This is a genomic window from Arthrobacter sp. 135MFCol5.1 (assembly GCF_000374865.1).
In the GTDB taxonomy this organism is placed as follows: Bacteria; Actinomycetota; Actinomycetes; order Actinomycetales; family Micrococcaceae; genus Arthrobacter.
Genome location: NZ_KB895452.1, coordinates 25,072 through 40,561, shown reverse-complemented (window position 1 = coordinate 40,561; position 15,490 = coordinate 25,072). Strand labels below are relative to the sequence as shown.

Below are 15,490 nucleotides of genomic sequence, written 5' to 3'. Positions count from 1 at the left end.
TTCCACAACAGGTCTGCGGATTCTTCGGTACCCGCGGCTGCGGGCCGGCTGCAAGACTGTCTGCACGAACTTCGGGTGGGGCCCGCTGCATGCGCACCGCTTCCCGCCCCGGGAAGGACAGGCAGCCCTTGTACATCTCAATCTCGGACCGCAAAGGCGGCCAACAGGACCAGGCCGGCGCCGGTCTTGCCTCGGTCCACCCGGCTTTCCGGTTGTCGCCGGTGATCATCTGGCTGGGCGTGGTCAGCATGATGACGGACATATCGTCCGAGTCCGTCGCCGCCATCCTCCCGCTCTACGTCACGGGCTACCTGGGGCTGTCCACCATCGCATTCGGTGTCATCGACGGAATAAACCAGGGCGCCAGCGCCATCGTGCGGATCGGCGCGGGCTGGGTGTCCGACCGCACCGGCCATCCCAAGTACGTGGCAGCTGCCGGCTACGGGCTGTCCATGCTGGCGCGGGCGGGGTTCCTCGTGGCCGGGGGCTTCTGGGCCCTTGCCGGCATCGTCACCGGCGACAGGATCGGCAAAGGAATCCGCACGGCGCCACGGGATGCCATGATCGCGGCGGAGGCCCAGCCGGAGTATCTGGCGCGCTCCTTCGGCATCCACCGGATGCTGGACAACATCGGGGCGGCCGCCGGCCCGTTCATCGCGTTCCTGGTCCTGATGCTGATCCCCAATGGCTTCAGCACCGTCTTTGGCGTCTCACTCGCCTTCGCCGTGATCGGCGTCGCGGTGCTTCTCCTGGTGGTGCCGGACCGGCTCCAGCGGCGGCGGCAACACCCCGGCCGGTCCAGGCCGGTCGTCAGCTGGAATCTGTTGCGGTGGTCGCGCCTGCGGGAACCGGGCCTGGCCCGCCCCATGGCCGCCGCCGGCTTGTTGGGCGTCCTCACCATCGGCGACGGCTTCATCTACCTCCTCCTCCAGCACCGTGAGTCCTTCGCCATCCAGTGGTTCCCGCTGCTGTTCGTGGGCACCAACGCCGCCTTCCTGCTGTTCGCCGTACCGGTCGGCAGGATCGCGGACCGGTGGGGGAGAGTACCGGTCTTCCTGGCCGGCCACGGTGCCTTGTTGGCCTGCTACCTGCTGGCCGGGCTGCCAACTGCAGGGATCCCCGCCACCATCGGTTGTTTGCTGCTCCTGGGGCTCTTCTACGCGGCAACTGACGGTGTCCTGGCGGCGCTTGTCAGCCAGCTGGCACCGCCCGAAAGGCTGGGCACCGCCCTGGGCACCGCGCAAACGGTGGTGGCCGTCAGCCGGATGGCGGCCGCATCCGGATTTGGCGTCCTCTGGTTCGCGGCCGGGCCGGGCATGGCCGTTGCCATCGCGACTGCGTTGCTGGCGGCAGCCATCGCAGGAGCAGCGCTGCTGTTCCGCGGCAGCACCGCAGCGGTGCCCGCCTCGTGAGGAAGCGGCTGCTCTTACTGCTTGCGGTCGTCATAGCCACACTTGGCGCCGCAGGTGCCCAGGCGTTCACCGCCTACCAGCAGTCAAGCGCGAGCCGGCAGGCCGCCCCGGACGTGCAGGTTGCCTCCGCCGGTGCATTGCCGTCCGGCCCCTTCGTGCTGTTCAGGAACACGGCCCCCGGCCAAGGGTTCGGGGAGGCAGCCACGGCGGCCCTGTCTGAACCAAACGGCCGGCGGGCCCTCCTGGGCAAGGCCTGCGACAGGGTCTACGCGGCCCGGAACCTGGTCAGCTGCCTGGAGACCAGGAACGGGATGCCCACCTCCTTCGAGGCTTCAACCTATGACGGGTCGCTGGTGCAGCAGGGGACGTGGGCACTCGGCGGGATCCCCAACAGGACACGGGTCAGCGCGGATGGTTCCCTGGTGGCCACCACCGTCTTCGTCTCCGGCCATTCCTATGCGTCGTCGAGTTTTTCAACGCAAACACTGATTGGCCCGGCGGACGGAAGCAGCCATACCAACCTCGAGGACTACGCCCTGATGGACCATGGCGCAGGGATCAAGGCCACCGACAGGAATATTTGGGGCGTGACCTTCAGCCCTGGCAAGCCGAATGAGTTCTATGCCACCGCCTCGTCGCAGGGCAATATCTGGCTGGTCCACGGGGATATCGCCGCCCGGACGCTCACCATCGCCGCGTCCGGCGTCGAGTGCCCTTCGGTCTCTCCCGACGGGCAACGGATCGCCTTCAAGAAGAGCACATCGGGAACCCTGGCGGGAGCCCGGCAGCCCGCCGTCCTCGAGCTGGCCACCGGGAACGTCACCGTTCTGGGTGAGCAACGGGACCTGGATGACCAAATCGAGTGGCTTGACAACGGCACCATCCTGTACGGGATGCCCAGGGAAGGGGCGGGCCCGGACAGCGATATCTGGTCGCTGTCCCTGGAACCCGGCGCGGCACCCCGGCTGTTCATCGAGCATGCCTGGTCGCCCGCCGTCGTCCGCTGACAAGGCGGCTCCGCGGCCCTCAGGTGCGCCGCGGGCCGGCCGTTGAACCTGGCTGGTAGTAGCCGGCCAGCCGTGCCAGACCCTCGTCCAGCGATACCTCCGGGGTCCAGTCCAGGAGCCTCCGGGTTTCTCGCTGGTCGAACCAGTGGGCCGTGGACAGCTGCTCGGCAAGGAAGGCCGTCATGGGAGGTTCCTCCTGGCGGCCAAACCGGAGCCAGGCCCGTTCCACCACCGAGCCGGCACTCCGCGCAAGCCTGCCGGGCACGGACCACGACGGAGCCGGCACTCCGCCTGCAGCGCAGATGCCTGCCAGCAGCTCCCCGACAGGCCGGGGTTCCCCGTTAGTGACCACCAGGGCCTTGCCGTGGACGTGCCCCATGCGGTCCAGTGCCACGACGATGGCGGCCGCCGCATTGTCAATGAACGTGGTGTCGATCAGGGCAGCGCCGGCATCGAGCAGTGGCAGCCGGCCCCGCGCGGCCCGCTCCAGCACACGCTCCACCAACTGGGTGTCTCCCGGACCCCATACGACGTGCGGGCGCACCGCGGTGGTGCGGAAGTCCTGGGCGTCCGCTGCGAGGGCCAGCAGTTCGGCGCGGGCCTTGGTGCGCGCGTAGTTCCCATGCGCGTGCCCGGGGTCCGCCGGTTCGGCGCCCTGCCCGGCGATTGCGGCGCCCGTGTTGGCCACGGAGGGGGATGACACGTACACCAGGTCCCGCACCCCGGCTTCGCGGGCGGCGTCAAGCAGGCGCCGGGTTCCTTGGACGTTCACCTCGTCAAAGTCCGCTGCACGGCCGGTGAAGGAAACCTTGGCGGCAAGGTGGACCACCGCGGCCATGTCCCGTACCGCGTCCCGGACCGCTGCATCGTCGGTGAGGGAGCCGCAACGGTCCTCGGCGCCGTCGACCCTGGAGGGACGCCGCTGGAAGGTGGCCACGGCGTGGCCCCGGCGTACCAGCAAAGCGGCCACCTCCCGGCCCAGGAGCCCGCTCGCGCCGGTGACCAGGACCTTCATGGCGTTCCCGGACGGCCGCCGGCGAGCACCTTCGCCGCCCAGAGGGACAGGCGGGTCCGGTCGATTTTGGCGTTGTGGCGGATATCTGTGGGCTGGGCGGGCACCACCAGGACGGCTGCAACGGACACGCCGGCTGCGGCCGCCGCCGCACGCACCCGTGCGGCCAGGTGGGGATCAGCGGGACCGGCCTTGCGGACGGCCGGCACGGTTTCCACGACCGCGACGACGGCCTGGGTCCCCACCGGTCCCACTCCCACGACGGCGGCCATTCGGACACTGTCCAGGGATTCGATGGCCTGTTCGGGGCCCACCGGCGTTACCACCGACCCCGGAGCCGTCACGATGTGCGCCAGGCGCCCTTCCACCCACAGCCGGCCCTCGGCGTCGAAGTGTCCCACGTCCCCGGTGCGGTGCCAGCCGGCCGTGGCCGCGCTCGCCTGCTGGGTGAGCCAGAGCCGGTCGTAAGAGTCCTTGACATGCGGGGCGCTGACCAGGATCTCCCCGGTGACACAGGGCGCCGTCACGGGCTCGGCCCCGGGACTGTTGCCGTCGCCGGGAACCGTGCCGTCCGCGGCCAGCGGGAGGATGGCAACCCGGGCGCCATGGACGGGCAGGCCCACGCAAACCCCGTTGCCGGCCCCCGCTACGTTCCCGGTACCGGCGGCCCGGATTTGTTCGAGGCTGATGTCGGTGACGGGAAGGGCTTCGGTCATTCCGTACGGCGTGTGCAGCGAGGCCCGGGGCAGCATCCGCTGCACCCCGGCGAGCAGGGGTTCAGGAACCGGGGCGCCGGCGGAGAGCAGCAGTTCGACGCGGGACAACGCCGCGGCGTCGCCGGTGGTGAGGCCGTCTTGGGTGGCCAGGACGTTGCGCAGTGCCGCAGGGGAGGCGAAGACCACCGTTGCGTCAACAGCCGCGGCCGCTCGGGCGAGGGCACGTGCCGTCAAGGTTCGGGGGGCCGTGACGTCCATGGCGGGCGTCACCGAGACGGCGCCCAGGGCCGGCCCCAGCAGGGCGAACGGTGCGAAGCCCGCCACCAGCCGGTCACCCGGATGGATCCCGAAGGTTTCCGCCACGGTGTCGCGCATCGCTGCCAGCTGCCGGTGCGTGTAGACGACGCCTTTTGCGGGTCCGGTGGAACCGGACGTGAACAGGACGGCTGCGGGCTGGTCCGGGTCCGGCCCGTCGGCGGTGCGGTGTCCACTGCGGGCACCTGCCCGTGCCAAGGCGGTGAGGGACGTTTCCACCCCAAGGATGCGGCGGCGCGCGGCGGGCAGGTCGTGCACGCTGACGAGCCTGGCAGCCCAGCCGAGGGCGCGGGCTGCCGCCAGTGCCCTGTCGATCCCGACCAGGACATCCGGGGTGGCACCCTTTACGGCACGGCTGAGCCCCCTGGTGCCCAGTCCGGCGTCGGCCACCACCACCACGGCTCCCAGGCGCAGGCAGGCATAGAGAGCCACCGTGAGGTCCACGCCGGGAGGGACCATCAGGCTCACGCGGCTTCCGCTGCCGACGCCCATTCCGGCGAGCCCGGCCGATACGTCGGCAACGTTTTTTTCCAGTTCTGCCCAGGTGAGCGAGCGGCCGGCGCTGCCGTCGGGCGCCATCTCGGAAATGGCGGTCCCGGTACCGGAAGGACCGGCCGACAGTTCACCGAGGAGTGCCCAGAGGGGGCGGAACGGGTCCTGCGCGGCGGGGACGGGGTGGCCCTGTCCGGTGCCCTGCGTCCCGGCACTGCCGGCCGCCCCGGTTCCGTCCGTCCCGGCACCGCTGCCGGCGATGTTGGCGGTGAGCCAGTCGAAGACGGCCGGTGCGATGTCCCGGTCTTCCGCGAGCAGGTGTCCGGCGCCCTCGTAGCGGTGCACCTTGGCTGCGGGTATCCGTTGGATGAGGTCCTTGAGGTACCGGTCGGAGAAGATCGGGTCCCGCGGGCCCCACAACATCAGGACGGGGACGTCCAGGCCGCGCAGGCCCTCGGCCACACGCGCCAGCTCCGGATGGCTGGGATGGGATGCGTCCACGGGGATATCGGCGACGAAGTTTCCCACCCCCTCACGGCGGGAAGCCCCGCGGTAGGGGGCCATGTAGGCATCGCGGATATCCGCGGGCAGCGGCGGGCTGGCGAGCGAGTGCGTCACCCGCAGGAAAGCGTCCGACGTCGTGGTTCCCCACTTGTGCACGGCGGGGTGCAGCGCCAGGCGCAGGGCGGCCGGGATCCGGGAACTGCCGGGTTGGTGGACGGCGGTGTTGGTGAGGACCACGCCGGCGAGCTGGTGCTGGTGGGCCAGGGCCCAGCCGAGGCTGATCACGCCGCCCCAGTCGTGGCCGGCGGTGACCACCGGACCGTGCAGGCCCAGCGCATCGGTGAGGTCGCCGAGGTCCCTGATCCTGTCGGCGAGGCGGCGGAACACACCGGTGCGTTCGGAGAAGCCCATATCCAGTTGGTCCACCGCCACCACGCGCCAGGGATGGACCGGATCGGTTCCGGCGGCCAGGAAACTCCGCCAGAGGTAGGACCAGGTGGGGTTGCCGTGCACGCACAGCAGGGTTCCGGCCGGGGCCAGGCCCAGCCGCTCCAGTTGCGGGCCGTTATCGAGCACATGCCAGCGGCGCACCGTGCCTGCCGGGTCCGCGGCAGCGGTGGACGGAACCTCGATCCGGCGCGACCATTCGGCGTCCACGCCCGGCCAGGCCGCGGTCACCAGACGATTTCCAGCATTGCGGTGTTCAGGCCCGAACCGACGCCCATGCACAGGACCCTGTCACCGCTTCCCAGCGTCTGCGTCTCGGCGGCCAGCGTCATCGGCAACGACGCGGGGCCCACGTTGCCCCAGTGCGGGAAGGTGATGGGTACCTTGTCCGGATCAAGGTCGATCGCGTTGATGATCGCCTGGGTGTAGGCATTGCTCACCTGGTGCGTGACGTAGCGGTCCATCTCCGCCCAGTCCCACTCCGGCTGGGCCTCATGCCAGGCATCGACCACCAGTTGCAGGCCGCCGTCGAGCAAGCCCTTGGTGTCGGTGGCCATGCCGTCGATGCCGCCCACGCAGAGTTCGTGGTGCTCGGTGCCGGCCCGCATCACACCGCCCACGATCCGGTGGGCGCCCGGGTGCTGGTCCGCCGGACCCAGGACGGCGGCGGCCGCCCCGGAACCGAGCGTCAGGGTGGCGAATTCCCGGTTGAAATCGTCACGCGTCGTTTCGGGGCGCTGCAGCCGGGCAAGCGTGGCTTCCTGGGTCAGCTGGGCATCCTCGCCGTTAACGATCACTGCGTACCGGATCTGGCCGGAATCGATCATGTTGGCGGCCAGGGTCAGGGCGTTGACGAACCCCAGGCAGGCATTGGCGAGGTCGAAGTTCATGGCCGACGACGGCAGGCTGAGTCCGTGATGGATCTTCACCGCAACGGATGGTTCCAGGTTCCGCCGCGTCACTGACGTGTTGATCAGCAGGCCCACCTCCGACGCTTCGATGCCCGCCTCGGCCAAAGCTTTGGCGCCGGCTTCGATGGCAGCATCATCGAAGGAGGTCCCCGCGGCCCACCAGCGGCGGTGCGTGATACCGGCCACGCGCTCGAGCAGCCGCGGCGGAAACTTCAGCCTCTGCAGGGTGGAGGCCAGTTTGCGGTCGAAATCCGTGGAGCTGACGATCCGCGGAGCCTCGACGCTGCTTACGGAAAGCAGCGCGGTATTGCTGTGCCGGAAGGTTGCGTTACCTGCCAATTCAAGCCCCTCTTCGTTTTTGTCCTGCAGCCACGCGGTGACTGTACCCACATCAGTGCAGGCCCAAGAGCTTAACTATGCCTTTGCTGCGCCCGATCATGCATATTGGCCGGGGGCGCCGCCGCCGGCCGCGGAGTGCTGGACGGGAAATGTCGCTCCTGCGCAGTAGATTATAGGGAGCCGGTTCCAGCATCGTTCCCTACCCCCGCCAGGAGACCAGGAAAGCCTTGCACCTCAAAAGCCTCACCGTCCGGGGGTTCAAGTCCTTTGCGTCGGCCACCACCTTCGACTTCGAACCCGGCGTCACCGCCGTCGTGGGTCCCAACGGCTCCGGCAAGTCCAACGTGGTTGATGCCCTGGCCTGGGTGATGGGCGAGCAAGGGGCCAAGACGCTTCGCGGCGGCAAGATGGAGGACGTTATCTTCGCCGGGACGTCCGGCCGGCCGCCGCTGGGACGCGCCCACGTCTCGCTGACCATCGACAACACCGACGGCGCCCTGCCCATCGAATACAGCGAAGTGACCATTTCGCGGACCCTGTTCCGGACGGGAGGTTCCGAGTACGCCATCAACGGAGCCGGTTGCCGGTTGCTGGACATCCAGGAATTGCTGTCCGATTCCGGGCTGGGCCGGGAAATGCACGTCATTGTGGGCCAAGGGCAGCTGGACCGGGTCCTGCACGCCACCCCGGAGGACCGGCGCGGATTTATCGAAGAGGCGGCCGGCATCCTCAAGCACCGGCGGCGCAAGGAGCGGACGGTCCGCAAACTGGAGGCTATGCAGGCCAACCTCCAGCGGCTGACGGACCTCACCGGGGAGATCCGCCGCCAGCTCACGCCGCTGGGCAAGCAGGCGGAAGTGGCCCGCCGCGCCCAGCGTGTCCAGTTCGATGTCCGGGACGCCAGGGCACGCCTCCTGGCCGATGACCTTGTCCAGCTCCAGCAGGCCCTGGAACAGGACGTGGCCGACGAAGCCGCGCTCAAGGCCCGGCGGACCGCCGTCGAACAGGAACTTGAAGCCGGCCGCAGGCAGCAGGCCGCGCTGGAACAGCTGGCCGCGGAGGCCACCCCCCGGCTCAACGCTGCCCGCGACACCTGGTACCGGCTCTCCACCGCCCGGGAACGGCTCCGTTCCTTGGGCACCCTGGCCACCGAACGGAGCCGCCTGCTGGGCTCCGACGACGCCCCGGCACCGTCCGGGCGGGACCCGGAACAACTGGAACGCCAAGCCGCACGGGTGCGGCAGGAGGTGGCCGAACTCGAAGCGGACATCGTGCGCCGTCGCGGAGTCCTGGACGCCGCAAGCACGGCGAAGGCCGACGCCGAACAGGCTGCGCGCGCCGAGGACCAGCGGCTCACCGCGCAGTTGAGGGCGGCCGCTGACCGCCGGGAAGGCCTGGCGCGCCTCGCCGGGCAGGTCGCAGCGGCACGGTCCCGGGTGGAGTCAGCCCAGGCGGAGCTGGGCCGGCTCCGCGAATCCCTTGCCGCCGGCACCGAACGGCGCGCGAAGGCACAATCCGAATTCACGGCCCTGGAAAACCAGGTGGCGGGAGTGGAGGAGGGAGAGGAGTCCCTCGACGCCGAGTACGAGGCCGCCAGTGACGTGCTCGATGCGGTGCTGGGCGACATCGCCGGCCTCAAGACCGCAGTCAACGAAGGAATTCGCAAACGCGATGCCCTCGTCGCGCGCCTGGACGCCCTGAAACTCGGCCTTGACCGCAAGGACGGCGCCCGGCACGCGCTGGAGTCCGGTCTTCCGGGCATCCGGGGCAGCCTCGCCGCCGCACTCACCGTGCACGCCGGGTTCGAGGCCGCGATCGCTGCTGCACTGGGGCAGGCGTCGGATGCTGTCCTCGTCCACGACGCCGGCACGGCGGCCGCGGTCCTGCAGGCCCTAAAAGACGACGACGGCGGCCGCGCGGCCCTCCTCCTGGCGTCCGCGGACGTGGACCAGCCACAGGACGCCCCGGACCTGGAGCTTCCCGGCGAGGCCCGGTGGGCTGCCGGACTGGTGGACGGCCCGGCGGTGGAGGTCTCCCTGGTACGGCACCTGCTGTCCGGAACCGTCGTCGTCCCCGGCATGGATGCGGCGGCGGCGCTCGTGGCCTCGCAGCCCGGCCTGACGGCCGTCACCCGGGAGGGCGACGTGTTCACCGCCGTCTCGGCCACTGGCGGATCGGCCAAAGCACCATCCCTCCTGGAGGTTCAGGCGGCCGTGGACGACGCCGGGCGTGAGCTGTCGGCCGTGACGGCGGACCTGGAGCGGAACAGGTTCGCCCTGGCCGCCGCCGAGGCCCGGCGCGCCGCGGCGCAGGAGGCCGCGGACGCTGCCCTGGACCGGCTGCATGAATCCGATGCCCGGCTCGCCGCCGTTGCCGAACGCCTGGGGCACCTCAATTCGGTCCTGCGCAGCGCCGTCGGAGAAAGCGACCGACTGGCAGCCTCCCTGGCCCGCGCCGAAGAGAACGTGGCCGCCGAGGAAGAGGCGCTCGCAGCCATCACCGCCCGGCTCGCGGCGGCCCAGGAAGCTCCCGTCGAGCAGGAACCCTCCACCGAACACCGCGATGAGCTGGCGGGAGCCGTGTCGGCCGCCCGCGCCGCCGAGGTTGAAGCACGGTTGTCCCTGCGCAGCGCCGAGGAGCAACTGGCAGCCACCGGCAACCGGGCAGCCTCCCTGGACCGCGCGGCCGCCACGGAGCGCCGGGCACGGGAGGAAGCGGCCGAACGCGCGCGGCGCCGCCGCATCCAGGCCCGGCGGGCCGCAGCCGTTTCCGCGGGCGTGGAGATGGCCCTTGGCTATGTGGATGTCTCCGTCGAGCTCGCCCGGCACGAACGCGACCTCGCAGAGGAGAACCGGGAGCTGCGGGACCGCGGGCTCCGGGACATCCGGGAATCCAACGACGCCCTGGCCCGCGAACTGGCGGACCTCACAGACAATGTGCACCGCGACGAACTTGCCCGGGCCCAGCAGCGGGCCAGGATCGAGGCGGTGGAAACCCGTTCCGTGGACGAACTGGGCATCACGCCGGAGGCCTTGGTCGCGGAGTTCGGACCGCACGTCCCCGTGCCGGTCCCGGCGGAAGAGTCCGGCGACAAATGGGCTGCCCTTCGTGCTCCTGTCGATGCCGGTGGCGAGGAGATCCGCGAAGGCAAACCCTACGTGCGGCAGGAACAGGAGAAGCGGCTGCGGAGGGCCGAACGGGACCTCGCAAGCCTGGGCAAGGTCAACCCGCTGGCGCTGGAGGAATTCGCGGCGCTGGAGGAGCGGCACCAGTTCCTCAGCACCCAGCTGGAAGACCTCAAAGCGTCCCGCCGGGACCTGCTCGATATCATCAAAGAGGTGGATGACCGGGTGCAACGGGTGTTCGCGGAAGCCTTCGAGGACACCCAGGCCCAGTTCGTCAGGGTCTTCGAGCGGCTGTTCCCCGGCGGCGAGGGGCGCCTGGTCCTCACCGACCCCGCCGACATGCTGACCACCGGCATTGACGTGGAGGCCCGTCCGGCCGGCAAGAAGATCAAGCGGCTCTCCCTGCTCTCCGGCGGCGAACGCTCACTCACCGCGGTGGCCCTGTTGGTGGCCATTTTCAAGGCCCGGCCGTCCCCGTTCTACGTCATGGACGAGGTGGAGGCGGCGCTGGACGACACCAACCTGGGGCGCCTGATCACCATCTTCGAGGAGCTCCGGGAGTCCAGCCAGCTGATCGTCATCACCCACCAAAAGCGGACCATGGAAGTGGCGGACGCGCTCTACGGCGTCACCATGAGGGGCGACGGCGTCTCCACCGTCATCAGCCAGCGGCTCGGGGCCGAGGTATAGCAGCCACACCTCCGGCATCGGAGCAGGTCAGGCGCCCCGCCGGGGGCCCGGACCGGGCGGACCCTGTATGAGAAGCTAGGGGAGTGAATGACATCCTTCCCATTGTCCTGTCCATCCTTGCTGCCGTGGTGGTCATCGGCGCGCTGATCCCGGTCCTGATCAAGACGCGGAGGAACATCACCCGCTACCCGGACACCCGGGACGCGAACGATCCCGAGGTCCGCTCCGGGGGCGGCACGGCAGTGGATGACAGCACCGGAACCATCGAACGCGGGACCCCCGGCGGTGCCGGCACCGACGTTGTCGACACCACCACCGTCCCGGACGATGCCGCCGGACTCGAAACCATTCCGGTCGAAACACCGCTGCCGGTCGCAGGGCGCCTTACCCGGCTGCGGGAACGGCTGGTCCGCTCCAACAACATCATGGGCAAGGGCCTGCTGGCACTGCTGTCCAGCGACCGGATCGACGAGAGCGTTTGGGACGAGGTGGAGGAAACACTCCTGCTCGCTGACCTGGGCACCGAACCCACCATGCAGCTGGTGGATGCACTCCGCGAGCGGGTCAAGGTCCTGGGCACCAGGACCCCCGAACACGTCAAAGCCATGCTCCGCGAAGAACTCATCAAACTGGTCGACCCCACCATGGACCGCAGCCTGAACGTGGAGCGGCATGCGGACAAGCCCGCCGTCATGATGGTGGTGGGCGTCAACGGCGTCGGAAAGACCACCACCGTAGGCAAGCTCGCGCGGGTCCTGGTGGCCGAGGACAAGGACGTCCTGCTCGGCGCAGCGGACACCTTCCGGGCCGCCGCCGCCGAGCAGTTGGCAACCTGGGGCCAGCGGGTGGGCGTTCCCACCGTGAAGTCCGACATCGACGGCGCCGATCCTGCGTCGGTCGCCTACGAAGCGGTGAAGGCAGGCATCGAGCAGGAAGTCGACGTCGTCATGATCGATACCGCCGGGCGCCTGCAGAACAAGGTGGGCCTGATGGACGAACTGGGCAAGGTCAAGCGCGTGGTGGAGAAGCTGGCCGAGGTGGACGAGGTCCTGCTGGTGCTGGACGCCACCACCGGCCAGAACGGCCTGAACCAGGCCAGGGTCTTCTCCGAGGTGGTCAACATCACCGGCATCGTGCTGACCAAACTGGATGGAACAGCCAAGGGCGGCATCGTCGTCGCCATCCAGCGGGCGCTCGGCGTGCCCGTCAAACTCGTGGGCCTGGGCGAAGGCGCCGACGACCTCGCCCCGTTCGATACCGAAAGCTTTGTTGACGCCCTGCTGAACTAGCTGCCCGCCCCGCTGGCTCGCATTTGTTGTCGTTTTGAGGGCTCACAACGACAACAAATGCGAGTCAGTTGGGTTTAACCCGGAGGGTTTCCCGGGTGGGCAACCAGCCGCCGGCCGCCAGCAGCAGCATGGCGCCGGTGACCGCGAACGCCCAGCCGAAACCCAGGCCGTCCGCCAGCAGGCCCGCCACGACCGGTCCCACGATCGCCCCGACGTCGGACGTCATCTGGTAGGCGGCCAGCATCTTGCCGCCGGAACGCCCGTTGCCGATCACGTCCGCCACGGCGGCCTGCTGCGCAGGACCGAAAAGACCGGATCCGACGCCGGCCAGCGTCGACGCCGCGAGGAACCAGGGCAGATCGTGGGTGATACCGATCGACGCGGTTGACAGGCCGGCCACCAGCAGCCCGGAAATCATCATGGGCTTGCGCCCCAGGGAATCAGCGAGCCGGCCCGAGAAGGCCAGGGCGGCCGCGTTCCCGGCCGCGAACACGGCCAGCGCCAGGCCTGCCGCCTGCGGCCCCGCCCCAAAAGCGGCCGCGGCGAACAGCGGCACGGTTGCCATCCGGACGCCAAAGGTTGCCCAACCGTTCGCGAAGCTGGACAGGAGCGCCGACCGGTAGGTTCCGGTTGACAGGGCATCGCCGAAACGCATGTCCGGTGCGCGTTCCCGGGCCTCGCCGGTGCCACGGCGCTGATGGCTCAACTGGGTCTGCACCACGAAGGCTGCCACGAGCAGGGCCCCCGCGTACGCCAGGAACGGGACCCGCAGGCCCAACCCCGCCAGCAGTCCTCCCACGATCGGGCCGCAGACGTTTCCGATCAGGAACGCCGACGCATAGGCGCCCGATACCCGGCCCCTGCTTTCCGGGGGCGCCAACCGGATCACCAGGGCCATCGAGGCAACGGTGAACATTACCGAGCCGGCGCCGCCCAGGCCGCGGAACAGCAGGAGCTGCCAGTAGTCCTGGGCGAACGCGCACGCCGCAGTGGACAGCGCCACGATCAACAGGCCTGCGACGTAAACGGGGCGTTCGCCGCGTTTACCGATCAGCGCACCCCCGGCAGGGGCGAAAGCAAGGCGCATGAACGCGAAGATCGCCACGATGACGGCGGCCTCGGTGTTTCCTACGCCAAAGGTTGTTGCGAATTGCGGCAATACGGGGGCAACAAGGCCGAATCCCAGGGCGATGAGGAACGCTGCGGCCAGCATCACCTTGATGTCCCGCGGAAGCTTCTCCCGTTGCGGCCTCATGCGGGCCCAAATCCTTGCGGTGGCGCCGTTTACCGGGGGTGGTGCCGTCATGGTGCTGAAGTCCTTGCTGGAAAGGGAGCCGGGTGGCTGCGCGAGTGCGGAAACATAACCGTAACAAGGCGGATATGCACCATTTACTTCCTAGAGGTTGTTGTAACAGGCCCGCAATCTAAATCCTCCGCGGCCGAAACACGCCACCCACAAACTCATTACAGGACGCAAAAAGGCGTTGGCAGGCGGACAAGTCCGCACCGAAAGCAAGAGAGGACGTAGGCCATGGAACTCACCGCAGGTCTCGTTTGGCTCCTGGTTGCGGCAGCACTCGTGCTGTTCATGACCCCGGGCCTGGCATTCTTTTATGGCGGCATGACGCGCGCCAAGTCGGCACTGAACATGATGATGATGAGCTTCGTCGCCATCGGAACGGTCGGCATCACGTGGGTGCTGTGGGGCGCCTCCATGTCCACGAGCAACGAGGACAACTTCTTCCAGATCTTCGCCAACCCGTTCAGCCACTTCGGCCTGCACAACTTCACGGACCCGGCGGACCTGCTGAAGGTGGGCTACGCCGCAACGTTCGCGATCATCACCGTCGCCCTGATCTCCGGCGCCGTCGCGGACCGCGCAAAGTTCTCGGCCTGGGTGATCTTCACGCCGATCTGGGCCACGCTGGTCTACGCGCCGCTGGCCTTCATGGTGTGGGGCGGCGGCCTGTTCTCCAAGGACGGCTGGTTCGGCCAGACCTTCGCTCCGGTCATCGACTTCGCCGGAGGCACCGTGGTGCACATCAACGCCGGTGTTGCCGGCCTGGTGCTGGTGCTGATCATTGGTAACCGGAAGGGCTTCGGCAAGGACCCGAACCACCGCCCGCACAACATCCCGTTCGTCATGCTCGGCGCAGCCATCCTGTGGTTCGGCTGGTTCGGCTTCAACGCCGGCGCCGCCGCCACCGTGGAACAGGCCGGCCTGATCTGGATCAACACCCTGGCAGCCCCGGCCGCCGCGATGCTGGGCTGGCTCGCTGTGGAACGCATCCGGGACGGACACCCCACCTCGCTCGGCGCTGCTTCAGGCGTGGTGGCCGGCCTCGTCGCCATCACCCCGGCCTGCGCCAACGTCTCCCCGCTCGGCGCGATTGCCCTGGGCGTCGTCGCCGGTATCGCCTCTGCCCTGGCGGTCGGCCTGAAGTTCAAGCTCGGTTATGACGACTCCCTGGATGTTGTGGGCGTCCACCTCGTCGCAGGTGTCATCGGCACCGTTGCCATCGGCTTCCTCGCCACCCCGGACCAGGGGGCTGCCGGCCTGTTCTACGGCGGCGGCGCCACCCAGCTGGTGGCACAGGTCCTGGCAGCGCTGCTCTCCATCGCCTTCACCGCGGTGATGACCCTGATCATCGCCTACCCCATCCACAAGACCATGGGCTTCCGTATCTCCGAGCACCAGGAAATCGCCGGCGCAGACCTCAGCCTGCACGCCGAGACCGCCTACGAGTTCGGCGTCGGCGGCCACGGTGGCAGCTTCCAGCCGCTGCACGACATGGTGACGGGCAAGACCCAGGCGGAAAGCCGGGAATCCGCAGCCGGAGCACAGCAGGCACAGCCGGCAACAGGCAAGGAAAGCGTGGGGGCATGAAACTGATCACTGCAATCGTCAGGCCGGAAAAGCTCGAAACCATCCGGGAAGGACTGGAAGCTTACGGGGTCCAAGGACTCACCGTCAGCGCGGCCAGCGGATATGGACGCCAGCGCGGCTACACCGAGGTGTACCGAGGAGCCGAATACAATGTGGACCTGCTTCCCAAGATCCGCGTTGAAGTCCTGGCCACCGACGAACAGTCAGACGACATCCTGGACGTGATCATCGCCAGCTCCAACACCGGCCGGGCCGGGGACGGCAAGGTCTGGACCATCGACGTCCATGAAGCAGTGCGCGTCCGGACCGGGGAACGCGGAGTAGCCGCCATCTAGGCAGGCCAC

At 69.0% G+C, this 15,490-nt stretch carries 10 protein-coding genes; 6 read left to right on the top strand and 4 right to left on the bottom strand.

From position 1 onward, the window contains the following. Positions 1-128 precede the first annotated feature (128 nt). Entirely contained in the window at positions 129-1,412 is a 1,284-nt protein-coding gene (locus tag C563_RS0100185) for an MFS transporter (RefSeq protein ID WP_018760017.1), read from the top strand. Further along, positions 1,409-2,419 carry a hypothetical protein gene (locus C563_RS0100180; protein WP_018760016.1) on the top strand — a complete coding sequence of 337 codons (1,011 nt, stop codon included), beginning with the start codon at positions 1,409-1,411 and terminating at the stop codon, positions 2,417-2,419. The genes C563_RS0100185 and C563_RS0100180 overlap by 4 nt, the downstream gene beginning before the upstream one ends. A 19-nt stretch (positions 2,420-2,438) precedes the next feature. Here C563_RS0100180 and C563_RS0100175 read toward each other — a convergent pair whose 3' ends face one another. Genes C563_RS0100175 through C563_RS0100165 form a run of 3 tightly spaced genes read right to left on the bottom strand, consistent with a single transcriptional unit; the run spans position 2,439 to position 7,155 of the window. Further along, positions 2,439-3,434, bottom strand: coding sequence for an NAD-dependent epimerase/dehydratase family protein (locus tag C563_RS0100175; RefSeq protein ID WP_018760015.1), 996 nt, complete (start codon positions 3,432-3,434; stop codon positions 2,439-2,441). Continuing rightward, positions 3,431-6,139 (bottom strand): alpha/beta fold hydrolase, encoded by a 2,709-nt coding sequence (locus tag C563_RS0100170; RefSeq protein WP_026264217.1) that lies wholly within the window; start codon positions 6,137-6,139, stop codon positions 3,431-3,433. Before C563_RS0100170 ends, C563_RS0100175 begins: the two co-directional genes overlap by 4 nt. Then, the gene (locus C563_RS0100165; protein WP_026264216.1) at positions 6,133-7,155 is read right to left on the bottom strand and encodes a 3-oxoacyl-ACP synthase III; all 1,023 of its coding nucleotides are present in this window, start codon (positions 7,153-7,155) and stop codon (positions 6,133-6,135) included. Before C563_RS0100165 ends, C563_RS0100170 begins: the two co-directional genes overlap by 7 nt. A 227-nt stretch (positions 7,156-7,382) precedes the next feature. Here C563_RS0100165 and smc point away from each other — a divergent pair, with 227 nt between their 5' ends. Both smc and ftsY read left to right on the top strand, forming a co-directional pair. Further along, positions 7,383-10,970 (top strand): chromosome segregation protein SMC, encoded by a 3,588-nt coding sequence (smc, locus tag C563_RS0100160; RefSeq protein WP_018760012.1) that lies wholly within the window; start codon positions 7,383-7,385, stop codon positions 10,968-10,970. An 83-nt stretch (positions 10,971-11,053) separates the two neighbouring features. Continuing rightward, the gene (gene ftsY / locus C563_RS0100155) at positions 11,054-12,259 is read left to right on the top strand and encodes a signal recognition particle-docking protein FtsY (RefSeq protein WP_018760011.1); all 1,206 of its coding nucleotides are present in this window, start codon (positions 11,054-11,056) and stop codon (positions 12,257-12,259) included. Positions 12,260-12,323: 64 nt separating this feature from the next. Here the strand turns inward: ftsY and C563_RS0100150 are convergent, their stop codons facing one another. Continuing rightward, positions 12,324-13,514, bottom strand: coding sequence for an MFS transporter (locus C563_RS0100150; RefSeq protein WP_018760010.1), 1,191 nt, complete (start codon positions 13,512-13,514; stop codon positions 12,324-12,326). Positions 13,515-13,790: 276 nt separating this feature from the next. Between C563_RS0100150 and C563_RS0100145 the strand changes: the two genes are divergently transcribed. Both C563_RS0100145 and C563_RS0100140 read left to right on the top strand, forming a co-directional pair. After that, positions 13,791-15,146, top strand: coding sequence for an ammonium transporter (locus C563_RS0100145; RefSeq protein WP_018760009.1), 1,356 nt, complete (start codon positions 13,791-13,793; stop codon positions 15,144-15,146). Continuing rightward, entirely contained in the window at positions 15,143-15,481 is a 339-nt protein-coding gene (locus C563_RS0100140) for a P-II family nitrogen regulator (RefSeq protein WP_018760008.1), read from the top strand. The genes C563_RS0100145 and C563_RS0100140 overlap by 4 nt, the downstream gene beginning before the upstream one ends. The last annotated feature ends 9 nt before the right edge of the window (positions 15,482-15,490 follow it).

Excerpts from the sequence above, each read along its gene's own strand:
- C563_RS0100145 (WP_018760009.1), top strand. The coding sequence starts at position 13,791 with ATGGAACTCACCGCAGGTCTCGTTTGGCTCCTGGTTGCGGCAGCACTC.
- C563_RS0100150 (WP_018760010.1), bottom strand. The coding sequence starts at position 13,514 with ATGAGGCCGCAACGGGAGAAGCTTCCGCGGGACATCAAGGTGATGCTG.
- C563_RS0100175 (WP_018760015.1), bottom strand. The coding sequence starts at position 3,434 with ATGAAGGTCCTGGTCACCGGCGCGAGCGGGCTCCTGGGCCGGGAGGTG.
- C563_RS0100140 (WP_018760008.1), top strand. The coding sequence starts at position 15,143 with ATGAAACTGATCACTGCAATCGTCAGGCCGGAAAAGCTCGAAACCATC.